This window comes from Mucilaginibacter sp. P5_A4 (assembly GCF_056400605.1).
Map to the genome: position 1 here is coordinate 21693 of NZ_JBFUKX010000050.1, position 23870 is coordinate 45562.

Annotated in this window: 23 protein-coding genes and 4 tRNA genes; 23 read left to right on the forward strand and 4 right to left on the reverse strand. The window is 40.9% G+C overall.

Annotated features, from left to right (window positions below):
• The first annotated feature begins 17 nt into the window (after nt 1-17).
• The 4 genes from dnaN (at nt 18) to AC1DQW_RS22930 (ending at nt 3379) form a co-directional block, all read left to right on the forward strand.
• Nucleotides 18-1142 (forward strand): DNA polymerase III subunit beta, encoded by a 1125-nt coding sequence (dnaN, locus tag AC1DQW_RS22915; protein ID WP_477413329.1) that lies wholly within the window; start codon nt 18-20, stop codon nt 1140-1142.
• A gap of 112 nt (nt 1143-1254) precedes the next feature.
• Nucleotides 1255-1929, forward strand: a complete 675-nt coding sequence (locus AC1DQW_RS22920) for a DUF4397 domain-containing protein (protein ID WP_477456188.1) — start codon at nt 1255-1257, stop codon at nt 1927-1929.
• 10 nt (nt 1930-1939) lie between these two features.
• Nucleotides 1940-2677, forward strand: a complete 738-nt coding sequence (locus AC1DQW_RS22925; protein ID WP_477456189.1) for a DUF4397 domain-containing protein — start codon at nt 1940-1942, stop codon at nt 2675-2677.
• A gap of 45 nt (nt 2678-2722) precedes the next feature.
• On the forward strand, nt 2723-3379 hold the full coding sequence (locus tag AC1DQW_RS22930; RefSeq protein ID WP_477413323.1) for a VTT domain-containing protein: 657 nt from the start codon (nt 2723-2725) through the stop codon (nt 3377-3379).
• 13 nt (nt 3380-3392) lie between these two features.
• Here AC1DQW_RS22930 and AC1DQW_RS22935 read toward each other — a convergent pair whose 3' ends face one another.
• From AC1DQW_RS22935 to AC1DQW_RS22945, 3 genes are all read right to left on the reverse strand, one after another.
• Nucleotides 3393-4082: a TapB family protein gene (locus AC1DQW_RS22935; RefSeq protein WP_477456190.1), complete on the reverse strand. Its 690-nt coding sequence runs from the start codon at nt 4080-4082 to the stop codon at nt 3393-3395.
• Nucleotides 4083-4164: 82 nt separating this feature from the next.
• Nucleotides 4165-5079: a zinc dependent phospholipase C family protein gene (locus tag AC1DQW_RS22940; RefSeq protein ID WP_477456191.1), complete on the reverse strand. Its 915-nt coding sequence runs from the start codon at nt 5077-5079 to the stop codon at nt 4165-4167.
• 45 nt (nt 5080-5124) lie between these two features.
• Nucleotides 5125-5883 carry a class I SAM-dependent methyltransferase gene (locus AC1DQW_RS22945; RefSeq protein ID WP_477456192.1) on the reverse strand — a complete coding sequence of 253 codons (759 nt, stop codon included), beginning with the start codon at nt 5881-5883 and terminating at the stop codon, nt 5125-5127.
• Between the two features lie 222 nt (nt 5884-6105).
• On the opposite strand from AC1DQW_RS22945, the gene rpsT reads away from it, so the two are divergent.
• The 8 genes from rpsT to AC1DQW_RS22985 all read left to right on the forward strand — a co-directional run bounded on the left by rpsT (nt 6106) and on the right by AC1DQW_RS22985 (nt 16199).
• Entirely contained in the window at nt 6106-6360 is a 255-nt protein-coding gene (gene rpsT, locus AC1DQW_RS22950; RefSeq protein ID WP_477404479.1) for a 30S ribosomal protein S20, read from the forward strand.
• 86 nt (nt 6361-6446) lie between these two features.
• Nucleotides 6447-7145 carry a RadC family protein gene (radC, locus tag AC1DQW_RS22955; RefSeq protein ID WP_477404477.1) on the forward strand — a complete coding sequence of 233 codons (699 nt, stop codon included), beginning with the start codon at nt 6447-6449 and terminating at the stop codon, nt 7143-7145.
• A 187-nt stretch (nt 7146-7332) separates the two neighbouring features.
• The gene (gene pheT, locus AC1DQW_RS22960) at nt 7333-9732 is read left to right on the forward strand and encodes a phenylalanine--tRNA ligase subunit beta (protein ID WP_477456193.1); all 2400 of its coding nucleotides are present in this window, start codon (nt 7333-7335) and stop codon (nt 9730-9732) included.
• 105 nt (nt 9733-9837) lie between these two features.
• Nucleotides 9838-10128: a hypothetical protein gene (locus tag AC1DQW_RS22965; RefSeq protein ID WP_295717229.1), complete on the forward strand. Its 291-nt coding sequence runs from the start codon at nt 9838-9840 to the stop codon at nt 10126-10128.
• A gap of 20 nt (nt 10129-10148) precedes the next feature.
• Nucleotides 10149-10439, forward strand: coding sequence for a cell division protein ZapA (locus AC1DQW_RS22970; protein ID WP_184550619.1), 291 nt, complete (start codon nt 10149-10151; stop codon nt 10437-10439).
• A 227-nt stretch (nt 10440-10666) separates the two neighbouring features.
• Entirely contained in the window at nt 10667-12229 is a 1563-nt protein-coding gene (gene rny, locus AC1DQW_RS22975; RefSeq protein WP_477404473.1) for a ribonuclease Y, read from the forward strand.
• A 68-nt stretch (nt 12230-12297) separates the two neighbouring features.
• Entirely contained in the window at nt 12298-12843 is a 546-nt protein-coding gene (locus AC1DQW_RS22980) for an Mpo1 family 2-hydroxy fatty acid dioxygenase (RefSeq protein WP_477456194.1), read from the forward strand.
• A gap of 101 nt (nt 12844-12944) precedes the next feature.
• Nucleotides 12945-16199, forward strand: a complete 3255-nt coding sequence (locus tag AC1DQW_RS22985) for a TonB-dependent receptor (protein ID WP_477456195.1) — start codon at nt 12945-12947, stop codon at nt 16197-16199.
• 143 nt (nt 16200-16342) lie between these two features.
• Here AC1DQW_RS22985 and AC1DQW_RS22990 read toward each other — a convergent pair whose 3' ends face one another.
• Nucleotides 16343-18097 carry a lysophospholipid acyltransferase family protein gene (locus tag AC1DQW_RS22990; RefSeq protein ID WP_477456196.1) on the reverse strand — a complete coding sequence of 585 codons (1755 nt, stop codon included), beginning with the start codon at nt 18095-18097 and terminating at the stop codon, nt 16343-16345.
• 79 nt (nt 18098-18176) lie between these two features.
• On the opposite strand from AC1DQW_RS22990, the gene AC1DQW_RS22995 reads away from it, so the two are divergent.
• The 11 genes from AC1DQW_RS22995 to AC1DQW_RS23045 all read left to right on the forward strand — a co-directional run.
• On the forward strand, nt 18177-18872 hold the full coding sequence (locus AC1DQW_RS22995) for a ComEA family DNA-binding protein (RefSeq protein ID WP_477456197.1): 696 nt from the start codon (nt 18177-18179) through the stop codon (nt 18870-18872).
• Nucleotides 18869-19396, forward strand: coding sequence for an adenine phosphoribosyltransferase (locus AC1DQW_RS23000; RefSeq protein WP_477456198.1), 528 nt, complete (start codon nt 18869-18871; stop codon nt 19394-19396). The genes AC1DQW_RS22995 and AC1DQW_RS23000 overlap by 4 nt, the downstream gene beginning before the upstream one ends.
• A gap of 284 nt (nt 19397-19680) precedes the next feature.
• Complete coding sequence (locus tag AC1DQW_RS23005) at nt 19681-20859, forward strand: acyl-CoA dehydrogenase (protein WP_477456199.1); 1179 nt, start codon at nt 19681-19683, stop codon at nt 20857-20859.
• 224 nt (nt 20860-21083) lie between these two features.
• The gene (gene rpsU, locus AC1DQW_RS23010; protein WP_259088615.1) at nt 21084-21275 is read left to right on the forward strand and encodes a 30S ribosomal protein S21; all 192 of its coding nucleotides are present in this window, start codon (nt 21084-21086) and stop codon (nt 21273-21275) included.
• 88 nt (nt 21276-21363) lie between these two features.
• Nucleotides 21364-22275 (forward strand): tyrosine-type recombinase/integrase, encoded by a 912-nt coding sequence (locus tag AC1DQW_RS23015; protein WP_477456201.1) that lies wholly within the window; start codon nt 21364-21366, stop codon nt 22273-22275.
• Nucleotides 22276-22288: 13 nt separating this feature from the next.
• Nucleotides 22289-22636 (forward strand): ribosome hibernation-promoting factor, HPF/YfiA family, encoded by a 348-nt coding sequence (gene hpf / locus AC1DQW_RS23020; RefSeq protein ID WP_477408645.1) that lies wholly within the window; start codon nt 22289-22291, stop codon nt 22634-22636.
• Nucleotides 22637-22874: 238 nt separating this feature from the next.
• A tRNA-Thr gene (locus AC1DQW_RS23025) sits at nt 22875-22947 on the forward strand.
• 66 nt (nt 22948-23013) lie between these two features.
• Nucleotides 23014-23094 (forward strand) — tRNA-Tyr (locus tag AC1DQW_RS23030).
• Between the two features lie 141 nt (nt 23095-23235).
• A tRNA-Gly gene (locus AC1DQW_RS23035) sits at nt 23236-23308 on the forward strand.
• A gap of 111 nt (nt 23309-23419) precedes the next feature.
• Nucleotides 23420-23491: transfer RNA gene (locus AC1DQW_RS23040), tRNA-Thr, on the forward strand.
• Between the two features lie 69 nt (nt 23492-23560).
• A partial coding sequence (locus tag AC1DQW_RS23045; RefSeq protein WP_477456200.1) for a GTP-binding protein occupies nt 23561-23870 on the forward strand: 310 nt, incomplete at its 3' end.

Sequence of the window (23870 nt, forward strand, 5' to 3'; positions counted from 1 at the left end):
AGATTAATTAGACCCATATGAGATTTATTGTTTCTACCACAACTTTACTCAAACAACTGCAGGCAGTAAGCGGCGCGTTAAGCAACAGTACTGTATTGCCAATATTGGAAAACTTTTTGTTCGAGATAAAGGAAGGAAACTTAACCATTTCTGCTACCGACCTGCAAACCAGCATGACCACTTCCTTAACTGTTGAAGCAAAAGAGAACGGCCGGATAGCTATACCATCGCGTATTTTGTTAGAGACCTTAAAATCGTTGCCTGAGCAGCCTGTAGCTTTCTCGGTTGATGATAATACCTTCGCCATCGAAATAAATGCCGGCGACGGTAAATACAAGCTAAGCGGTGAGAATGGTGAAGATTTTCCGAAAATCCCTGTTGTTGAAAATGCATCATCGGTAAATTTACCTGCATCTGTTTTAGCCGAGGCTATCAACAAAACCATTTTTGCGGTAAGTAATGATGAGCTGCGCCCGGCCATGACCGGCGTTTACTGCCAGTTGAGTACGCAATACCTTACATTTGTAGCTACCGATGCGCATAAACTGGTACGTTACCGCCGTAAAGATGCAAAAGCTGCAAGCACAACATCATTTATTTTGCCAAAAAAAGCGTTAACGCTGCTTAAGTCATCGCTGCCAAATGATGATGTGAATGTATCTGTTGAGTATAACTCAACCAGTGCTTTCTTTAAGTTTAGCAATATTAACCTGGTTTGCCGCTTAATTGACGAGCGTTATCCTGATTATGAAGCCGTTATTCCGCAAAATAATCCTAATAAATTAACTATCGACAGGCTTACCTTTCTTGGATCGTTAAATCGTGTGGCTATTTATGCCAACAAAACAACCCACCAGGTAAGGCTTAAAATAAACGGTAGCGAACTAAACATCTCGTCAGAAGATATTGACTTTGCTAACGAAGCCCATGAGCGTTTAAGCTGCCAGTATGAGGGCGATGACATGGAAATTGGCTTCAATGCACGTTTTTTAATAGAAATGTTGAAGAATTTAAGTTGCGAAGAAGTATCTTTGGAGATGTCAACTCCAAACCGTGCCGGCTTACTGCTGCCACAGGGTGGTGATGAAAATGAAGATGTGCTGATGCTGGTTATGCCGGTTATGCTCAATAGTTATGCTTAAGTGTAAACTTAAATTATAAATCCAAAATCGAGTCCGGCTTTAAAAACCGGACTTTTTTGTTCGCCGTGGATAACAAAAATTACGGTAAGCAGTTATATAGCTTATAATTAATATGGATACCAGGATAAAGGTTTTGTTTTTTATTGCAGCTGTGGCATGTTGGGCATCCTGTAAAAAAAGTGACGATGCAGCCGCAACCACATCAACAACCAGTGTTAATTTAATTAACGCATCAACCAACAATATTAATTTTTATTTAAACGGAACACGCATTATTAACACCACTACCTATTATCCGGGCGGAACATTGGGCTATGTTGATATTTTAGCCGGAACACAAAATTACTCGGTCAAGATCAATAATAATTCGGTGCAGTCGTTTAGTAAATCGCTCAATTTCAGCACAGATTCGGTATACTCCTTATACGTGGCCGGAGCAACCGAAAATGACATTTTTAAAACTACCGATGTATTGGTCGCCGATACCGGCGGTAAAGCAAAGCTCCGGTTTGTAAATGCTTCGCCCGATGCAGGTACACTTGATTTAAAGTTTGAGGGAACACTAAACGCGACAAAATTTACAGGCATTGGTTATAAAACAACAACAAACTACGTATTGGTTGATGCAGACACGGTTTATCTGGCTGTTTATCAGTCATCGGCGCCAACAATAGCCGTTCGCCGCGATACCGTAATATTAACCGGCGGGAGTATTTATACCTATTTTGGCTATGGCAGTATAAAGAGCGCCACAAGCCTGGGTACCGGCCTTATAACTAACAAATAAAAGTACGTTAATGACTAATCAGAATAAAAGCGGTTTATTGGTTTCATTGTTTATGTTTACAATGCTGGTAATGCTGATACCTTTTATATCATCATGCGGTAAATCAAAAACCAGCTCCGGATTAAATACGCAGCTGCAGATCATTAATTTATCTTCGGATGTGGGCGCTTTATATTTATACCAAAATACAGTAAGGGAAAACAATACTACCTATACTTACCCCAGTAATTCGGGTTATTTTTTCCTGAGCACACTTACACCACCATTACAACTGCGTACTGCTACGGCAGCTCCGGTAAATATTCCTTTTCAAATTGATACTGCTTTAAGGGGCAACTCAAAATACACCTTGTTCATCACCGGTTACCTGGCCGATAGCTCGATTAAGAGCTCAATTTTATCGCTGGATACTGCCACCTTGCCGCCTATAGGAAGGGGAAAGATAAGGTTTGCACATACTTCGCCCGGATCAGCCAATCTTGATCTGCGGGCAAACGATACACTGGCATTTAGCAACCGCACGTTTAATACTCTATCGCCATATATTGATATACCTACGGGCAATTATAATTTTACCATAAACGTACATACCACTCCTTCAAAAATTGAGTATACCTTAAAAAATGTAACTGTTCTTGACGGGCGCGCTTATACTATTTATACCCAGGGAATTGTGGGACGTACAGATTCTGTTGCTTTTGGCGCGGCGGTTTTAACCAATAATTTATTGATAAAAGCTGCGCAATAGTGGCAATTCTTTTTATATCCCTATTTTTGGGCAAAATTTAAAAAAGTGGAAATAATAAAAAGCATCATCGATTTTATACTGCATATTGATAAACACCTGGTACAAATAACCAGCGCATACCAGGGTTGGACATACCTGATATTATTTGCTATCATTTTTGCTGAAACAGGTTTTGTAGTTACACCGTTTTTACCCGGCGACTCTTTACTGTTTGCTGCAGGCGCTCTTATAGCAGGCGAAAAATCGGGCCTTGATATTTATTTGCTGACTATTATACTGATTATTGCAGCCTTTGCAGGCAATACCGTAAACTATCTGTTGGGCAACTATTTAGGCGCCAGGGTATTTAAAGAGCACAATAAGATATTAAAACTGGAGTATTATTTAAAAACCAAAGCGTTTTTTGACAAGCACGGCGCAAAGGCGGTTATCTTCAGCAGGTTTATGCCTATTATCCGCACCATTGCACCGTTTGTGGCGGGCGTGGGCAGGATGCCGTTTTTAAAGTATAGCTTATACAATATTATAGGTGGCGCTTCCTGGATCATTGTTTTCCTTTTTGCCGGATTATGGTTGGGTAAGGTTCCGTTTTTTGAAAAAAATTTCTCACTGGTTGGTGTCGCCATCATCCTTATATCTATTATTCCACCAATTTATGCGGCTATAGCTAACAGGAGTGTTAAGGAACGCGTTGTTCAATAATTGGGTACGGATGCTAATTGATAGCTTCAAGTGTCATCCGGCCTATCATTTTATCACCCTTATAGCTTTCTGATTTTACAAAACGACCAAGTTTGGGCGAGTACCATTCTGTCGTTTTTATATTAAAAGGGATCCCGATGCCCATCATGGTCATTTTAAAATTAACATCGTAGGTTATTTTAAAGCAATCAAAACTGCCGGCCGGAGTGCTTACATTTTCGGTTTGCTCAACATTACGGTTAACAATATTGAGTTGCATGTTCCCCATTTGCTGCCCGTTGTTGCCAATGTTAATAGTTACGGTACCATCATCCAGTTTTTGACCTGCTTTAAGATCAACAGGGTAGGTAAGGTATTTAGCATCGCCGGTCATTTGCATATTGCTGAACTGCTTCATGGATGAGGCCGGTATAAATGCCTTCATATCCATTTTAATGGATTGCCCTGTGCATATTAATTCTGAATCGCCCGTGCCGATAGCCTTGTTTGCCTTATCAAACATTTCGGTATGAACTGTTGCCGTTGATTCATCTTTTTTAGTGGTGCTGTAAATAAATTTCCCCAGTGGTTTGCCATCGGCATTTTGGTTGGAGTAGGTGAGCTTTTTGCCATTAAGGGTATTAATGAACTGGCTGCAGGTTTGGGCCGATACCAATTGAAGGCAACCTGCCAGCAATGGTATAATCAGAATTAGCTTTTTCATGTGGATACGGTTATTTAAGACTAATTAAAGTTACAAAATGTGCAGCTGATATAATCCTTTTTACAATCGTAATAACACGGTTTTAATTTACGGGATCTACGTATTTTAACTTTTTGATGTTGACTGTAACAGAAGGCAGATCTGGCTGCCCCGCATCAACCCATGCCGAGTACCAGAAGCTGCCAACCGAAAGTATGGACGCCCTCATTTGCCGTTCAATCATGCCCTTCAACATTTTTTGATAGGCCAGGCTATAAGTTTCCGAGTAATCTTTTATTTCTCTTTTGCCATGCAGTACCATGCTGTATTTTTTACCGGCAGGGAAGCTTTTGCTTAATACGCGTTCAAACCGCAAAACCGAATCAACACTTTTAAATGATACCCGGCAAATCCTGAAAGCCTCGGCCAATGGATTTTCGATATAGCGGGCTTTGCGTGCTTTTAAATTATACTTATCACTAAAAAGCTCGGGTATGCGGCTTTCCCACAGGGCGTGTATCCCGGTTTGGCCGGTTAGCTGCCCGTTGTAATTTTGTGTAAGATGCAGCGGCACATGTGCATCGGCAATGTAATGGCCCAGGTTTGCCGATGTGTTAAGGATAGCCGTTGTATCATGCGCTTTAAATGCCCTCACCAGCTTATAATATTGGTATTGTATGGTCCAGGGAACTGTGCCATATTTATCCAATGTATCAGCAGTATATTTTGCTGCGGCATCCTTCCATTTCTGCGGCATGGCTGTCCATGGTTTTTTACCATAATGGTCGGCATCAAAAAAGTGCCTGGGTATCTCCGAGGAGTCTACATAGCGGCGTTTATCGGCGCTTACAGCGTGTTCAACAATGTAATTGATATTGGCCTTGTAAAAGCCCACCATGCCCTTAGGTAGGGTGTAAACGGCCATGCGGTTAATGCGATAATGCGCGAAGAAGCCCCAGGAGGAGCAGAGTATAATTAAACCGATACCCGATAAGCTTAAAACGATAGCCCGCTTCATGAGGGTAAATATGGGTTTAAGTTTTGAGTTTTGAAACACAGTGAACTACAATTTCCCTACATAAACCTTCGTATCATAATTGATCGTAATAAAATCATCCTGCTGGTACTTGTCAAAAAGATCTTTAAGGTCGGCCATCATAGGTTCATAGCCCGCTTCATCTTTAGCCGGCATATAGGAAGAAGAAAGTAACCGGCCTGCTAACCCGTTAAAATCAAACACCTGTTTGTTTTGAAATACCTCCAGCCGAAATGGTTCGGGATTAAAGAAAGCGCCGATATGTCCGTCATCAATATTACGATGATCCACCTTAACGTAGTCTCTGCCATGATTAACTATCAACCGGTCATATTCTATTTCAAAGGCCGATTGCGTTTTTCTTTCGTTCCATATCAGGGCAACAATGCCACCGGGTTTTATGATCCTTTTAAATTCAGTTTTCGTTTTTTCAGCATCAAACCAGTGGAAGGCCTGGCCGGCTATAATAAAGTCGATGCTGCCGGTCTCCAGTCCGGTGTTTTCGGCGGTGCCGTTCATCGCCTTGAAGCCGGGATAGTTGTCCAATAGTTCAATCGCCTTTTCGCGCATTTCCTGGTTGGGTTCAACGGCGATAACTTTGTATCCGGCATCCAGGAACAAGGAGGTGGAGATGCCGGTACCAGCCCCAATATCGGCGATGAGTTTGCCGGTGGACAGTTCATAATTATCTTCCAAAAATTCTACAATTGTTTTGGGATAGTGTGGGCGGTACTTTACATAGTCGTTTACCCGGTTGCTAAACCTGGTTGTGCTGTTGTTGGTCATGGCAAATTGAACTGGGTTAACTTTATTGGTATAAAAGTGGATTTTTGTTGATATTGTTTACACGTTCCTTGATATTTTTGAAATAAATCCCCTTATTTTTAATTGAATCCGGGCCATTAAACTTAAATAACTTAAAAATAAAAAACCATTTGCATATTAAAATTTATCACCCTATATTTGCAGTCCTTAAAATAAGTAGAAAAAGAATAACAAAGCTATACGATGGCAAATCATAAATCATCTTTAAAAAGAATCAGGTCAAACGCTGCGAAGCGTCTGCGCAACAGGTACCAGGCTAAAACAACCAGGAACGCTATTAAAAAATTAAGAAACACTACAACTAAAGCTGATGCTGCCGCATTGTTAGGTAAAGTGATTTCTATGCTTGATCGTTTGGCTAAAAAGAATGTTATTCACAAAAACAAAGCTTCAAACAATAAATCGAAGCTTACTAAATTTGTAAATACTTTAAGCTAAATTCAGCTTTTCAAGATATAAAAAAGGGGATTGTGCCATTGGTACGATCCTTTTTTTGTTTCCATGCTTTTTCATACTTTAATGCCGTGGAAAACTACGAAAATAAGATAGGTATAAAATCATGGGCCGAGGCCGACCGTCCGCGCGAAAAACTAAGCGGACAAGGCAGGCGGGCATTAACTGATGCCGAGTTGATCGCCATCCTCATTGGCTCGGGTAGCCGTAATGAAACCGCCGTTGAGCTCAGCAAGCGCATTCTGCATCATTACGAGAACGATCTGAATAAGCTGGGCAAGGCCTCCATCAGCGAGTTATCTAAATTTAAAGGAATAGGAGAGGCCAAGGCTATTTCTATTATAGCCGCATTGGAGATTGGCCGGCGCCGTAACGACAGTGAGAGCCAGGCCCCGGATTATATTAACTCCAGCCGCGATGGTTATAACATTATGCGCCGCCATTTAATGGATTTGAACCACGAAGAATTTTGGATCATATTACTGGGGCGTTCACAAAAAGTATTAGGGAAAGAGCTCATTAGCAAAGGTGGCTTGGCATCTACCGTATGCGATCCTAAAATTATTTTTCATGCAGCCCTGCAATACCAGGCCAGCGGGCTTATCCTGGTACATAATCACCCATCGGGTAACCTGAAGCCAAGCCAGGAGGATGTGATGCTAACCAAAAAGATAGCCACAGCCGGTAGAATGCTGGATATTGGTGTGTTTGATCACCTTATTATTACCGATAATGGGTATTTTAGTTTTGGAGATGGGGATTTGATGTAATTTGAGAATTCGGCAATTTGAAGATTTGAAAATGATTAAATAGTTAATTATTTGTATCAGGAGTTGGGATAATAATTTTCAAATCTTCAAATTGCCGAATTCTCAAATTATAACAGCCAAATAAATCCCAAATCCGAAATCCCACATCCGAAATCTTTATATCTTTGCCGATTATCATTTCTGAATAATGAAGATATCGTATAACTGGCTTAAAGAATTTATTGATACCGATAAAACTCCGCAGGAGATTTCGATTATACTTACCGGTACCGGTTTGGAAGTTGAGAGCCTGGAAAAAGTTCAACCCATTCCAGGTGGCCTGGAAGGCCTGGTGATTGGTTTTGTAAAGGAGAGTGTTGCACATGCCAATTCAGATCACCTTCATGTTACCAAGGTTGACGTAGGAGGCCCTGAAGACCTGCAAATTGTTTGTGGCGCTGCTAATGTGGCTGCTGGACAAAAAGTGGTTGTAGCCACTGTTGGCACTACTATATACCCGACTGTAGGCGAGCCATTCGCTATAAAAAAATCAAAAATCCGTGGTGAGGTGTCTGAAGGGATGATCTGCGCCGAAGATGAGATAGGCCTGGGAACAGATCATGCGGGGATCATGGTACTTGACGCTGATGCTGTAGTTGGCACATTAGCAAAAAACTATTTCAAACTGCATGATGATTATATGTACGAGATAGGCTTAACCCCTAACCGTGCCGATGCCACCTCGCATTTGGGTACCGCCCGAGATATTGCCGCGTTTTTAAAGATCGGCATAAAAAAACCCGACGTTAGTAGCTTTAGAGTTGATAACACCAGCAGAACTATTGAGGTTGTGGTTGAGAACGGACAGGCAAGTCCGCGTTATTCTGGGGTAACTATAAGTGGTGTTGAAGTTAAAGATTCACCAAAATGGTTAAAGGAAAGACTGGCTGTTATTGGTATCCGTTCTATCAATAATATTGTGGATGCTACCAACTATGTGCTGCATGAGCTTGGTCAGCCGCTACATGCTTTTGATGCCGATGAGATAAAAGGCAACAAAGTGCTGGTTAAAAACTACACTGAAGGAACAATTTTTAAAACGCTGGATGATGTTGACCGTAAATTATCAGAGAACGACCTGATGATTGGCAATACCGAAGAGCCAATGTGCATTGCCGGTGTTTTTGGCGGCGCTCAATCAGGGGTTAAATCATCTACTAAAAATATTTTCCTGGAGAGCGCTTACTTTAATTCTGTATCTGTACGTAAAACTGCTAAACGCCATGCGTTAAAAACCGATGCATCGTTCAGGTTTGAGCGCGGTACCGACCCGGATATGACGGTTTTTGCTTTGAAACGTGCGGCTTTGCTAATACAGCAGGTTGCGGGTGGTAAAGTATCTTCAGAAATTTCTGATCATTACCCGGCGCCGGTTGCACCGTTTGCTTTTGAGGTTACTTATAAAAACATCGACAGGCTGATTGGCCAGGAAATTACGCATGGCGAGATTAAGGCGATTATTGAGGCGCTTGACATTAAGATAGTGAATGAAACTGCGGATTCGCTGTCATTACAAGTGCCCCCATACCGTGTTGATGTAACCCGCGAGGTGGATATTGTTGAAGAGATCCTGCGGATTTATGGCTACAACAATATTCATATTCCTACACAGATCAGGGCTTCATTGAACAACTCACAAAAGGCAGAGAAGGATACCGTGCAAAACCAGATCTCGGATCTGCTGACAGCTAATGGCTTTAATGAGATCTTATCAAACTCATTAACTAAGTCGGCCTATTCAGATAACCTGGATATTGCGGTAAAGATCCTGAACCCATTAAGCAGCGACCTTGATGTAATGCGCCAAAGCCTGCTCTTTTCGGGCCTGGAGGCTGTTGCCTACAATCAAAACCGTCGTGCAGCCGATTTGAAGTTTTATGAATTTGGTAAGGTATACAGCGTTAAGGATGATAAATACAGCGAGGTTCAGCGTTTCTCTGTTTTTATTACCGGTGCGGCTGCAGCCGAACAATGGAATCAAAAGCTTAAGCCTGTTTCGTTTTACAACATGAAAGCTATTGTTGATGGTGTTTTACAACGTTTAAACATTACCGACTTTGTTGTTGAAGATGCTACCTGCAGCAAGTTAGCTTTTGGGCTTCAGTATATGCTAAATGGCAGGCAGCTGGTTAAGTTTGGCGCTGTTGCTGCAACTGCTTTGAAAAAAACTGATGTAGACAAAGAAGTATTTTATGCTGATTTTAATTTCGACATGGTACTGGCAGCGGTTCGTAAAAATGTGATAGTTCACCAGGACGTTTCCAGGTTTCCGGCGGTAAGGCGCGATCTTTCTATGCTTATTGATAAAACTGTATCATTTGGCCAGCTAAAGCAAATCGCACAGCGTACCGAGCGCAAGCTTTTAAAAGAAGTAAGTGTATTTGATGTTTACCAGGGCGATAAATTGCCTGCCGGAAAAAAATCATATGCGTTGAGTTTTATCATACAGGACATTGAAAAAACCTTAACCGATAAAGCCATTGATTCCATAATGCAGAAATTAATTTATAATTTAGGAAAAGAAGCAGGAGCGGAGATTCGCAAGTAATTATTGAATTACTGAATTATCGAATTGGTGAATAAGTTTTCGCTTTTTTATTAAATCAGTAAATAAATTCAATAATTCACTAATTCGACAATTCAATAATTAAAAATGCCTTCAGTAGCAGAACAATTAAATAAGATAGTTGAGAAAACMGAAAGGTTGATTGAGCTTTGTGCTGCTTTGCAGGAGGAAAATGACTTGTTGAAACTGGAAAGTGAAGCGCTTACTGTTGCACTTGATGCAAGTAAAAATAAGACGAAAGACCTGGAAGAAAAGCTTCGTGTATTGAAACTTGCAAAATCATTTTCGGAAACAAATGAAAAAAGTGTTGACATTAAGCAAAAAATTAACGACTTTGTGCAGGAAATAGATAAGTGTATTGTATTATTGAAAAAATAGTACAAAAAGTGAAAGGCTCAATGGGAGAAATCTCAATAAAAATAAATATTGCTGACAGAGTTTACCCCTTAAAGGTAAACATGGAAGAAGAAGAGATAATACGCAGGGCGGCCAAGCTAATTAACGACCGGATAAAGGAATATCAGGAAAATTATGCAGTGAGGGATAAGCAGGATCTGCTTTCGATGTGTGTGTTGCATTATGCAACCTCATCATTAAAGGCCGAGAAAAAGGTTAACGTTGAGGATACCGACGTTGCTGAAAAGGTTTACCAGTTAGACCATTTGCTGAACGAATTTTTTTCGAAGTAATAAACGTTCTTTACATATACAGAGCACATTTAAGATTTAACCGCAGTTAAATTTTGGGTTTCACTATTAAAAACTTAACGCTTCAATATGAGCGGATCAAAGAGGCATGCGTTACTACAGGTACTAACGTAACCCATGATTCCAATATCCGAAATGAAGTTTTTCAATACATGATACTTAAAAGTTAGTTGCGGTTTTTTTATATACATACATACCAATAACCTAAAATGGACATATTATACATAATCATCGGGCTGTTGCTTGGCATAGGCCTGGGCATAGTCATCGGTCGCTTCCTGCTAATGAAGCTTTTTAAAGACCAGGAAACATCGGCACAAAATAAAGTGAAGAAAATATTAAAGGATGCTGAAAACAATGCCGAGATCCTGAAGAAAAACAAATTACTTGAAGCAAAAGAGAAGTTTTTACAAATGAAAGCCGAACATGAGCAGGAAGTAACCAACAAAAACAACAACATTAACCAGCGCGAAAACGGTGTTAAACAAAAAGAGCAATCATTAAACCAGCGCCTGGAGAACATGAACCGTAAGGAGAATGAGCTGGATAATACCCGTAAAAACCTGGAGAAACAAACCGAAATTGTTGTAAAAAAACAAGAGGAAGTTGAGATTTTAAAAAACTCGCATGTTCAGCAATTGGAAACTATCGCGGGTTTATCTGCCGATGATGCAAAAAATCAATTGATAGATACTTTGCGCGAAGAAGCCCGTTCCAAAGCCATGATCCAGATAAAGGATATTGTTGATGAGGCTAAGCTTACTGCTACCAAAGAGGCTAAAAAGATAGTTATCCAAACTATCCAACGTACCGCTACCGAAAGTGCTATCGAAAACACGGTATCAATTTTCAATATTGAAAACGATGAGATCAAAGGCCGTATAATCGGCCGCGAAGGTCGTAACATCCGTGCTTTGGAAGCTGCAACCGGTATCGAAATTATTGTGGATGATACTCCGGAAGCAATCATCTTATCAGGTTTCGACCCTGTAAGACGCGAGATTGCAAGGCTTGCTATGCACCGTTTGGTAACAGACGGCCGTATTCACCCTGCCCGGATTGAGGAGGTTGTTGCCAAAACCAAAAAGCAAATTGAAGAAGAAATTGTAGAGATAGGCGAACGTACGGTGATTGACCTGGGTATTCATGGGTTGCATCCCGAGCTGATCCGTATGGTTGGCCGTATGCGTTACCGCTCATCTTACGGGCAAAACCTGTTACAACACTCGCGCGAGGTTGCCAACTTTTGCGCCACTATGGCTGCCGAATTGGGCCTTAACGTAAAAATGGCCAAACGTGCCGGCTTGCTGCATGATATTGGTAAAGTGCCTGATGATAACCCCGAGCTGCCGCATGCTATTTTGGGTATGCAATTGGCCGAGAAATATAAGGAACATCCTGAAGTTTGTAACGCCATCGGTGCTCACCATGATGAGATAGAAATGACGTCGATGTTATCGCCAATTATCCAGGCTTGTGATGCTATATCTGGCGCCCGCCCAGGTGCCCGCCGCGAGGTTGTTGAAAGCTACATCAAACGTTTGAAGGAATTGGAAGAACTGGCTATGTCATATCCGGGTGTCGAAAAAACATTTGCTATACAGGCCGGCCGCGAATTGCGCGTTGTGGTTGAAAGCGAAAAGATAAGTGATGCCCAGTCAGAAGTATTGGCTGCAGATATATCAAACCGTATCCAAACCGAGATGACCTATCCGGGTCAGATAAAAGTTACCGTGATCAGGGAAACCAGGTCGGTAGCATTTGCCAAGTAATTTCTTAATTAAAAATTAATACAACCCTTTCGGCTAATAACCGAAAGGGTTTTTATATTTACATTGAAATGGCTCCAAAGAAAATATCAGGCAACGGGAAAAGCGGCATGCAAACAAAAGCTGATGTCAACCGTCCGGTTGATGTTTATTTTGCAAAATATGCCGAGAGTCACCAAAATTCAACGAATGAGTGGATACATTTTATTTGTATTCCGCTTATTGTATTTAGCCTGCTCGGCTTAATCTGGTCTATTCCGTTCCCATACCTCAAATTTTTAGGTGCCTATAATGGCGTATTTAACTGGGCATCGTTTTTAATTGCCTTTAGTATTTACTACTATCTTAAGCTTTCGCCTATATTATCGTACCTGATGTTATTTGTGCTGTTTGGCTTTAGTTATGCTATTATCGGGATAGAGCAATGGCATAAAACTGGTGGCCCGGCATTGTGGCAGGTTAGTTTGATCATTTTCCTAATATCATGGATTGGGCAATTTATAGGGCATAAAATTGAAGGAAAAAAGCCTTCGTTTTTTGATGATATTAAATTTTTACTCATCGGCCCAATATATCTGCTCCATCTGATACTTAAAAAACTTTCTGTTAAGTACTGATTACCTTTTGTACTTAATGTTAACAATTGGTATCAAATATAATCTTGTGTTAACATTACTTTAATATTGTAGCCCAACCTTTGTGGAATAAATAAACACAAATGAAAAAGCTTTACTTTATTCTTTTATCACTGCTGATCATCGGGGTTGCAAATGTTGCAAATGCGCAGATTACTACCTCTTTAATTAGTGGAAAAGTTACTGACCAAAAAGGCGCTACATTGCCTGGTGTAACTATTACTGTACTTAATACAAGTACCGGTACCCGTTACGGCGCACAAACCAATGGTGATGGTCGTTACACAATTGCCAACGTTAACCCAGGTGGTCCTTATACCATCACTGCTTCTTTTGTAGGATTTAAAAAAGATGAAAGAGCAGATATTACCTTAAGTTTAGGTACAACCACGTACAACTTCGCGCTTGCCGATGAAACCACAACCTTATCGGAAGTTAAGATTAAAGGAACAGCCGGTGGCACAAAAACAGGTGCAAGTACCCGAATCAACCAAAATCAAATTAAAAACCTGCCTTCAATTAATCGCAGTTTACAAGATTTAACAAGGTTAACACCTCAAAGCAACAACAACTCATTTCAGGGTACCAACTACCGTTACAATAACGTAACATTGGATGGTGCCATCAACAATGATGCGATTGGTTTCAGCCCATCATTAGGTGGTCAGAGCAATGCATCGGGCCAGGTTGGTAGCAGTACACGTACAAGCCCGGTATCGTTAGATGCTATACAGGATATACAGGTATTGGTTGCCCCTTATGACATTAAAATTGGTAACGTATTGGGTGGTAGTATAAATGCTGTAACCCGCAGCGGTACAAATGATTTTTCGGGAGCGATTTATGGTTACGGCCGTGGTGCTTTTTTGGTAGGTCCAAATAATGCTTCTGCTGCTGCCGGTGGCGATGGCTCAAAATTGCCTACTACATTCCATGATTACCAAACCGGTATCCGTTTAGGTTTTCCTATTATTAAAAACAAGTTATTCTTCTTCACTAACGAAGAGATTGCCCGCCGGCAAGATCCAGTTATCCGTGGTGCTGATGCAAGTGGTTCAAGCCAGATCCTTAGCCTACAGGACGCTAAAAACCTTACAACTGCTTTCCAGCAATTTACTGGTGGTTTAAGTCCGGGTACATATTCAAATAGTTCTATCTACTCGCGCTCAAATAAATTCTTTAACCGTTTAGACTGGAATATTAATGATAATAACCAGTTAACTATCCGTAACAATACCATCACCTCAACAGCTACAAACTTAGAGCGTGATCAGCAAAACTTCCGTTTTGGGGGTATTGATTATGTATCTCATAATAACTCAACATCAACTGTTGCTGAGTTAAAATCAAGGTTTTCAAACAGCGCGAGTAACAGTTTAGTAATAGGTTACTCAAATGTTCACGATTACCGTGACCCTACTTCAGATCCTTCGTTACCGCAAATTGAAATAACCGGCCGTACACCTGGTACTACCATATTTATGGGTACCGACCGTGAGGCTGCTATATTTGATATGCACCAAAAAACCACAGAGTTTACCGATAACTTTACTTTAACAAAAGGTAAGCACACATTTACTTTTGGTACACACAACGAGTTTTATAAAATTACTTACAATTTTGTAAACTCATGGAATGGCCGTGTTGCTTATAGTAATATAGAAAACTTTATCGCAAATTCACCATCACGTGTTCGTGCTAATTTTAACTATACTAATAATAACCGCGATTATATTTTTGATAATCCATCAGCTAAATTTAAAGTTAACCTGATGAGTTTATACGGTCAGGATGAGATACAAATTACCGACAATTTTAAATTGACTGCAGCTTTACGCCTGGACTATGCCGGTATACCTAATAAACAGCCATTAAGCGCTAAAACAACAAATGCTCCGGTTGATTTAAATTATGGTAATAGTTTTACCTACACTAAACCCCGCGATATCAAGCAAAATTATTTGAGCAACGTAGAGATTAACCCTCGTGTATCGTTCAATTATGATGTAAATGGCGATCAAAGCTTAATTGTACGTGGTGGTAGCGGCTTCTTTACGGGTCGTGTTCCTTTTGCATGGTTTGGTTATGCGTTTTACAACAATGGCGCTACTTATGGTGCTTATGATAATAAATCAGCTCAAAAGCCACTTACAAATCCTGTTTCAACCTCTCCAAATGGCCGTTTAGATTACGTTAACGCACAAGGCTTCAACACTGCCGCTACGGGCCCAACCCAGGTAGATTTAATTGATAATAAATTTAAAATGCCACAGGTTTGGAGAAGCAGCTTAGCTTTTGATTATACTACTGATGACCAATGGAAATTTACTTTAGAAGGTATTTATACCAAAACCATCCACGATTTAAAGTTCCAGCAGGTAAACACTAAGGATAGTGCAACTTATTATGCTTACGATACCCAGCACCAACAGCCAATATTTGTAAATCAAAAAGTTAACTCATCATATACCAATGCTTATGAGTTATCAAACACCAGCCTTGGCTACCGTTACAGTTTAACCGCACAAATTGGTAAAACCTTTCCTTTTGGCTTAAGCGGTAATGTTGCATATACTTACGGGCATTCAAAAGATGTAACCAATGGTATCCGTAACTCAATGGAATCAAACTGGCAGTTAAACCAGGCTTTAAATCCTAATAACCCAGGTTTGGCCAACTCAAACTTTGATATCCGTCATCGCATTGTTTCAAACATCAATTTAAGGCATGATTGGGATGCAGCTAAAAACTTTACAGCCAATTTCAGCTTCTTTTTTAGCGCTCAATCTGGTAATCCATACACTTATGGTTTCTATCCAAGTGCAATCGACGGAACCGGCCAACAAGTTAGCTTAGCATACATCCCTAAACATGGTGAAACAGTTAATTTCTTTACTGATGTAATTGGTGGACAAACTGCTGTTCAGCAAGCAGCAGCTTTTGATGCATTTATTGATAAAAACAGCTATTTATCGTCACGTCGTGGTAACTTTACCCAACGTAATGCTGCCTTTACGCCATGGAATAATGATTTAGATTTCCGTTTTTCGCAAGACTTTAAATTTGGTAGCGGCAAACATAAACAAGTGATCACTTTCACTTATGATATTGTTAACCTTACTAATTTGCTGAACAAAAAATGGGGTCAGTATTATTTCTCAGCCAATACTTTCAATTCAACATCAAGCATTGGTTTAACGCCAAAAACTACCCCTGCATTTGGTGCAATGTCAACAAGCTATCCAAAATATACTTTTACAGATCCTGGATTGCCATATTCTGTTGACTTGTTCTCGTCACGCTGGCAAATGCAGTTTGGTATACGTTACGCTTTCTAATACTACCAAACACTTCATATAAAAAGTCCCTGCAGGTTTATATCCGGCAGGGACTTTTTGGTTTGTATGATCAACAAAAACACCCCACCGGGCAGGTCGATGGGGTGTTTTTGTTTTGGAGATGCGATATTTAGGATACTATCCTACAAATTTTTACCCAGCTTATCTAATATATCCTGTGGCACTTGTTCCAGGTCGAGCACCAGGAAGCCATCAAGACAGTCGGCAAATTTAGGGTCAATATTAAAGCTGATGATCTTGGCGTTAAGGGCGATATATTGGCGTAACAGCACAGGTACTTTCATATTGCGTGTTTCTACTTCCGATATCAGGTTATCCAATCCTTTAAAAGTATCCTCGCCAGCCATTAGCAGGTCGGTATCTATCTTGGCAAAATCGACCTTAAATTTTTTACGCGGTTTTACATATTGCGCCAGTTCGTGATCAAAGTGGTTACGGTTAATGTAATCAACAATTAATGATTTGGAGAACTTTGAGAACGAGTTACTGATACTCACAGGGCCTATCAGGTACCTGTATCTTGGGTTATCTATCAGGAATTTCAAAATGCCCTTCCACAACAGGAACAGGGGTAACGGTTTGGTTTGATATTCCTTCCGGATCCATGACCGGCCAAGTTCCAAACTTTTGCGCAATACTGGGGTAAACTGAGTTTTAAGTTTAAAAAGTTCGGTGATATAAAACCCCTTTTTGCCCACGCTATAAAATATCTCATCGCCCAAACCTATGCGGTAAGCGCCTACTATCATTTTGGCCTCAAAATCCCAGATGAAAAGGTGGTTATAATAAATATCGTACTCGTCAAGGTCGATACTTTTATTGGTGCCTTCGCCAATTTCTCTGAAAGTTACTTCGCGCAGGCGGCCTACCTCACGTATCACGTTTGGGATAACTGAAGGTGGTACAATAAAAACTTCATAATTCTTTTCTGTCCATACCTTATAATTATCGCGTAGCGGCGCAATTTCCTTTTCAAGTATTGCCGAGTCTATTTCGGGTACAATATCGGTGGGCAGCCGTTTTATCTTAAACAGATTGCGCGGGTTGAAGATCTTTTTTTCCTCCTCAAGGCCTGTACCTAAAGCATAGGTGCGGGCGCGTAAAAAATTGAGCAGCTTGGCACCGTTATTATAGTCGGGTACTTCAAGCACGTTGATGGGTTTACCAATACGCAGCTTAATGATATGCCCATGCTTATTAAACAATTCTGAGGGTAATTTAGCTGTACGCAGGGCAGGGTGTATGAGGCTTAGTAAATTAAAAAGCAAGCCGTTATTACCATGGAAATATATAGGCACAATGGGAACCTTGGCCTTTGCTATTATTTTACCCACTACAGGGTGCCACAAACGGTCGGTTACCTGTTGCTGCTCAACCTTAAAGGTTGAAACCTCGCCGGCTGGGAAAATGCCTATTGGCGTACCGTTATTTAACAGTTCGAGCGTGTTTTTCAGGCCGCTGATGCTTGAAGAATGTTCAACATTTTCAAACGGGTTTACGGCAATAAAAAAGTCGCTGAGGTTGGGTATTTTCTTGAGCAGGAAGTTGGCCATTAATTTGGCATCCGACCGTACTGTTAGCAGCATTTTTAGTAGTACCAGCCCCTCTATACCACCATATGGGTGATTGGCTATGGCAATAAAGCTGCCGGTTTTTGGTATATGCCTTAAGTCGCGTTCGTCAAATTCAATATCAATACCGCAGCCTTCTAAAATAGCATCAATAAATTCTATACCTTGTTTGGGTTGGGCCTGGGCAAACAGGTCGTTAACCTGGTTAATTTTCATGATCTCCATCAACAAAGCGGCCAGGCCAGGCATTTTCAGCTTATCAAGTTTAGTGGCTTTGGCAAACTCTTCGGTGGTTATTACTTTCATTTTTTAAATAACAATGTATTTGGTTAACAAATAAATATCCTGAAATTTTATTTACTTTAACGCCCGATAATTCATATAAATGAAGGCGCATATTAAAAACTACTTATCCATAACTAAAAAAGAATGGAACGGAATGGTAGTATTAATTATTTTAATTGCATTGGTTTTGGCCGCGCCATATGTTTACCAGGCAAACCGCAAAGATAACACAATAAACTTTAATGATTTTGATAAAGCTGCAGCGATATTGGGCAAAGCTAAAGATACAGTGAAAGGTAACTATTCGCCTGTAAAATCTTTAAAAACCACAACAGCCGGTTTTAATGCCAATGGTTTAACTGCAAATTATCATTATACCAAAAAGGCTGCGCCCGGCGAAGTTATAGAAGTAAACAGTGCCGACTCGGCCAGGCTTACCATGATCCGAGGGATAGGGCCATCGTTTGCAAGGCGGATCACCAGGTACCGGGAGCGTTTGGGGGGCTTTTACAGTAAGGAACAATTGAATGAGGTATTTGGTATTGACGAAGCCAAGTATGCCGAAATTAAGGACGGCATTGCTGTAGATGGCAGGCATATCATCAAACTAAACATTAATACGGCCACTTTTGACCAGTTAAGACGCTTCCCTTACCTTAGTTTTAAGCAGATGAATGCCATATTGGAATACCACAATCAACACGGTGATTATGAGGCGGTAGCTGATTTGAAAAATATTGCCATACTTGATGACGGAATTTTGCGTAAAATTGGACCTTATTTAGTTTTTAAATGATTACCGAGCAAATAAAGAAAGCCATACGCGATATTCCAGACTTCCCTAAGCCGGGGATAATTTTTAAAGATATAACCCCCATTTTGAAAGACCCCATCTTGTGCGATAATATTATCAACGCCTTTGTGGAAAAACTGAGGGGTACCCGCATAGATGTGATAGCAGGCATAGAAAGCCGGGGATTTTTGTTTGGACTGACTTTGGCTACCAAACTGGGCATCCCGTTTGTTCCTATCCGTAAGGCCGGTAAGCTGCCATTTACTATTAAGCAGCGGGCGTATAAGCTCGAGTATGGTACCGCCGTAATTGAATGCCATACAGACGCTTTTGAACCCGGTCAGCATATCCTGATCCATGATGACCTGCTGGCTACAGGGGGTACAGTAACAGCCGCCTGTGAGCTCATTGAAGAGATGGGAGGGATAGTGGCCGGTTTTTCTTTTGTAGTTGAGCTTGGTTTTTTAAAGGGCCGGGAGCGGATAGCACCTCTCAGTGATACGCTGGTTGCGCTGGCAACGTATTAAGAAAATACCAGGGGATTCGCTTTTACAGCGGTATCTTGAAAAAAAGTATAGTAACTATTACTGTCGATTGTCGTTTTTTTGGCAGTTTACATGGTGTTTTTTACTTAGCCTTAATATTAATTGAAAATATTTTCAACTCTTTTTTAAACTCAAAAACAAGCCTGTTTCAACTAAACCTAAAATTCATACCAGATACCATTTTGTACTTCTATTCGGGTGCGTTTTTGTACAAACAAGCTGATAATTAAATCGTTAAATTTGTATAACCAGTTATATAAATTAGTATGGAAACTTTACTTACAGACGGTCCGACAATAGGCGGATTCGACTTTTCTATGAACGAGAACCAGCACCTGGTAGGCCAGATGGCCAGGGATTTTGCCGAACGGAATATTAAACCTCATGTAATGGAATGGGACGAGGCGCAGGTTTTTCCTATTGACCTTTTTAAGAAGTTGGGTGAGCTGGGTATGATGGGCGTATTTGTGCCCGAACAATATGGCGGCTCAGGCTTTGGTTATTTTGAATATGTAACCGTTATTGTGGAAATAGCCAGGGTTTGCGGCTCTATTGGTTTATCTGTGGCGGCTCATAATTCGCTGTGCACCGGTCATATCCTGGCCTTTGGCAACGAAGAGCAAAAAATGAAATGGCTGCCCAAACTGGCTACCTGCGAGTGGCTGGGCGCATGGGGACTTACGGAAGCCAACACCGGTTCTGACGCATTGGGGATGAACACTACCGCTGTGCTGGATGGCGACCACTATATAGTTAACGGTTCAAAAAACTGGATAACACACGGCAAATCGGGCAATGTGGCTGTGGTAATGGTGCGCACCGGTAAAAAGGGCGACTCGCGTGGCATATCGGCACTGGTTATTGAAAAGGGTACGCCCGGTTTTACCCATGGCAAAAAAGAAAACAAGTTGGGCATGCGCGCCTCAGAAACCACCGAACTGATCTTTGATAATTGCCGCGTGCCCAAAGAAAACCTGCTGGGTGTTGAGGGCGAAGGCTTTAAACAGGCTATGAAGGTACTGGATGGCGGTCGTATTTCTATAGCAGCGTTATCATTAGGTATAGCCAAAGGCGCCTTTGATGCTGCGGTGGCTTACTCTAAGGAGCGTAAACAGTTTGGTCAATCTATCAGCAGCTTTCAGGGCATTGCCTTTAAGCTGGCCGATATGGCCACAGAGATTGAAGCATCGGAACTGCTGGTTATGCAGGCTGCCGACCTTAAAAACCGCCACCTGCCGGTAACCAAGCAATCGGCCATGGCCAAGTACTTCGCATCAGAAACCGCGGTGCGGGTAGCTACCGAGGCGGTACAGATCTTCGGCGGTTATGGCTATACCAAGGATTTCCCGGTTGAGAAATACTACCGTGATGCCAAGCTTTGTACAATAGGTGAGGGGACAAGTGAGATACAGAAGATTGTGATTAGCAGGGAAGTGTTGAAGTAAGATGGTAACAGATAGTTAGTGTCACGTATCAAAGATTAAATAGTTTAATGAGGATGCGGTAACGTATACATTTTTTATATGTGACGGGCCAAAATCCCAAATCGCCAGGCATGCAGGAAACTACCTACTTAATCTACCCAATCAACTATTTTCCCTTACCTATTTGATATTCAAAACCAAATAGTTAACTTTGCCCTCCCTTGAAAGGAGGTATTTAGGAAATTATGATCATTATTAACGTAAAAGACGGCGAATCATTAGACAAAGCATTGAAACGCTTCAAAAAGAAATTTGAAAAAACAGGTGTTTTAAGAGAACTACGCAGTCGTCAGGCTTTTGAAAAAAAATCTGTAACCCGTCGTCATGTTGTTAAACATGCCATCTACAAGCAAAATATGAATATCGAAACTGTTTAATTCCCTCAAAAGAATTTTTTCAGATTTTCAGACACTATATTAACAAAACTATTTGTACATTCATTCTCTGGATGTTCAAATAGTTTTTATGTTTTTAGAGCGTTTTATCCAATATATTAAATTCGAAAAGCGGTACTCGCCTCACACGGTATCTGCTTATCAGTCAGATCTGGATCAGTTCATGCTCTTCCTTAACAACCCAGGTAATGCCAAAGTTGTTCCCGAACCCATAATTACCCATCCCGGCCAGATCAGTTACCACGACATCCGCAACTGGATGGTAGAGCTTATTAACCAAAAACTTACAGCCCGTTCTGTAAACCGTAAGATGGCCACGCTGCGCAAATATTTTAAGTTTTTACTGCAGGAAGGAGTGATTGCACAAAACCCGGCGTCGAAAATCCGCTCGCAAAAAATACCAAAACAACTACCGGTTGTGGTTGAAAGTGGAAGCCTTACGCAAATGCTCGATAACGATATTGTTACAGATGATGATTTTGAAGGTTTGCGAAACAAGCTGGTGGTTGAAATGCTGTTTGGTACCGGTATGCGCTTGGCCGAGCTTTTGGGCCTGAAAGACAGCGATATTAATGATTATGAAGGCACACTAAAAGTGCTTGGCAAGCGTAATAAAGAACGCATTATCCCCATCAATACCGAGCTGCGGATTTTGCTTGGGCGATACCTGGAATTAAAGAAAAATCAAAATTTTAATAACAATTCCGTAATGTTAATCGTTACAACTAAGGGTGCCGACGCATACCCCAAACTAATTTATTTGATAGTGCAGAAATACCTCGCCAACATATCAACCCAGAATAAAAAGAGCCCTCATGTGCTAAGGCACACATTTGCAACGAGTTTACTAAACAACGGAGCCGACCTGAACTCCATTAAAGAGCTTTTGGGCCACGCTAACCTTAGCGCGACCCAAATTTATACGCATAATTCAGTTGAACGATTAAAGTCTATTTACAAACAAGCCCATCCAAAGGCGTAATTAAGGAGGAAACATGAAAATTACAGTGCAATCAATTCATTTTACCGCAGACAGAAAATTATTAGATTTTATTCAAAAAAAGGCTGATAAGCTGGATACATTTTATGACCATATTATTAGCGGCGAAGTTTACTTAAAGCTTGAGAATGTGTTAGATGAGGCAAACAAAATTGCCGAGATCAAGCTATTGTTGCCGGGTAACCAGATCTTCGCAAAAGAGAAATGCAAAAGTTTTGAAGAGGCAACGGATTTAGCAGTTGAAAGCCTGCGCAAGCAGATTGAAAAGCATAAGCAGAAGAAAACTATTGCCGATGCCGCCGCCAAAAAGGTAATATTAACGGAAGTAGAAGAGGGATTTTAATATAAAAAAGGCCATTTTTTGGTAAAAATCGACGGGTTTACAGCCCGTCGATTTTTTTTGATAAAAAATTTTGCAAAGGGTGAAATTTTTGTAGATTTGCAATCCCTTTCAGAGAGGTGCTGACCGCAGCAAATTTTTGTGAAGATTGTTCTTTAAAATATAAAAAAGCTTATTAGTTTTGCCGCTCGATAAAAGGAGCCATAAAGGTTTCAATAATTGAAAGGCTAAATAAATATAAGCCTCCTTAGCTCAGCTGGTAGAGCGACTGACTTGTAATCAGTAGGTCATTGGTTCGATCCCGATAGGAGGCTCAGTTTTTTTCGGAAGTGTAATGTTTAGCTTCAACTTTGAACATTGCAAATCCGAAATCAACTAATGGGGAGATACCAGAGCGGTCAAATGGGGCGGACTGTAAATCCGCTGCTTCGGCTACGAAGGTTCGAATCCTTCTCTCCCCACTTATTGAGTAGGCAGTTTTCAGTTTTCGGATAGCAATTAAAGTTATCAGATGATTGAGGACTGCTAACTCGATTAAATAAGGTTACGGATTTGCATTATCGGGTTAGCATACTGAAAACTGCAAATGGAAAACTAAACAAGCGGAAGTAGCTCAGTTGGTAGAGCGATAGCCTTCCAAGCTATAGGTCGCGAGTTCGAACCTCGTCTTCCGCTCAAAGGATTTCGAAATTTCGATTTCGGATTTGAAAATTTGAGATTAAAGATAAGAATGGATGATTAAGGTAAATCCGAAATCAAACATCCCAAATCCGAAATCAAAAATAAGCCGACGTAGCTCAGTGGTAGAGCACTTCCTTGGTAAGGAAGAGGTCATGGGTTCAAATCCCATTGTTGGCTCAATAGCGTAAAAGAGAATAAAGAATAACATTTTTAAGTATAAATTAACCTACAAAATAATTATAAATCATGGCAAAAGAAAAGTTTGACCGCAGTAAACCGCACTTAAACATCGGTACAATCGGTCACGTTGACCACGGTAAAACAACCCTTACCGCAGCTATTACTAAGGTATTAGCTGATGCAGGTTTATCAGAAGCCCGTTCATTTGATTCAATTGACTCGGCTCCTGAAGAAAAAGAACGTGGTATCACAATTAACACCGCGCACGTTGAGTATTCAACTGCTAACCGTCACTATGCTCACGTTGATTGTCCAGGTCACGCGGATTACGTGAAAAACATGGTTACGGGTGCTGCTCAGATGGACGGTGCGATCA

Bases quoted from the DNA above. Each gene is read 5' to 3' on its own strand.
- rny (WP_477404473.1), top strand. From the start codon at position 10,667: ATGGACATATTATACATAATCATCGGGCTGTTGCTTGGCATAGGCCTG.
- AC1DQW_RS22985 (WP_477456195.1), top strand. From the start codon at position 12,945: ATGAAAAAGCTTTACTTTATTCTTTTATCACTGCTGATCATCGGGGTT.
- rpsT (WP_477404479.1), top strand. From the start codon at position 6,106: ATGGCAAATCATAAATCATCTTTAAAAAGAATCAGGTCAAACGCTGCG.
- AC1DQW_RS23005 (WP_477456199.1), top strand. From the start codon at position 19,681: ATGGAAACTTTACTTACAGACGGTCCGACAATAGGCGGATTCGACTTT.
- AC1DQW_RS22935 (WP_477456190.1), bottom strand. From the start codon at position 4,082: ATGAAAAAGCTAATTCTGATTATACCATTGCTGGCAGGTTGCCTTCAA.
- AC1DQW_RS23015 (WP_477456201.1), top strand. From the start codon at position 21,364: ATGTTTTTAGAGCGTTTTATCCAATATATTAAATTCGAAAAGCGGTAC.
- AC1DQW_RS22945 (WP_477456192.1), bottom strand. From the start codon at position 5,883: ATGACCAACAACAGCACAACCAGGTTTAGCAACCGGGTAAACGACTAT.
- AC1DQW_RS22925 (WP_477456189.1), top strand. From the start codon at position 1,940: ATGACTAATCAGAATAAAAGCGGTTTATTGGTTTCATTGTTTATGTTT.
- AC1DQW_RS22995 (WP_477456197.1), top strand. From the start codon at position 18,177: ATGAAGGCGCATATTAAAAACTACTTATCCATAACTAAAAAAGAATGG.
- AC1DQW_RS22980 (WP_477456194.1), top strand. From the start codon at position 12,298: ATGGCTCCAAAGAAAATATCAGGCAACGGGAAAAGCGGCATGCAAACA.
- AC1DQW_RS22990 (WP_477456196.1), bottom strand. From the start codon at position 18,097: ATGAAAGTAATAACCACCGAAGAGTTTGCCAAAGCCACTAAACTTGAT.
- AC1DQW_RS22920 (WP_477456188.1), top strand. From the start codon at position 1,255: ATGGATACCAGGATAAAGGTTTTGTTTTTTATTGCAGCTGTGGCATGT.
- hpf (WP_477408645.1), top strand. From the start codon at position 22,289: ATGAAAATTACAGTGCAATCAATTCATTTTACCGCAGACAGAAAATTA.
- AC1DQW_RS22970 (WP_184550619.1), top strand. From the start codon at position 10,149: ATGGGAGAAATCTCAATAAAAATAAATATTGCTGACAGAGTTTACCCC.
- dnaN (WP_477413329.1), top strand. From the start codon at position 18: ATGAGATTTATTGTTTCTACCACAACTTTACTCAAACAACTGCAGGCA.
- pheT (WP_477456193.1), top strand. From the start codon at position 7,333: ATGAAGATATCGTATAACTGGCTTAAAGAATTTATTGATACCGATAAA.
- AC1DQW_RS23000 (WP_477456198.1), top strand. From the start codon at position 18,869: ATGATTACCGAGCAAATAAAGAAAGCCATACGCGATATTCCAGACTTC.
- AC1DQW_RS22940 (WP_477456191.1), bottom strand. From the start codon at position 5,079: ATGAAGCGGGCTATCGTTTTAAGCTTATCGGGTATCGGTTTAATTATA.
- rpsU (WP_259088615.1), top strand. From the start codon at position 21,084: ATGATCATTATTAACGTAAAAGACGGCGAATCATTAGACAAAGCATTG.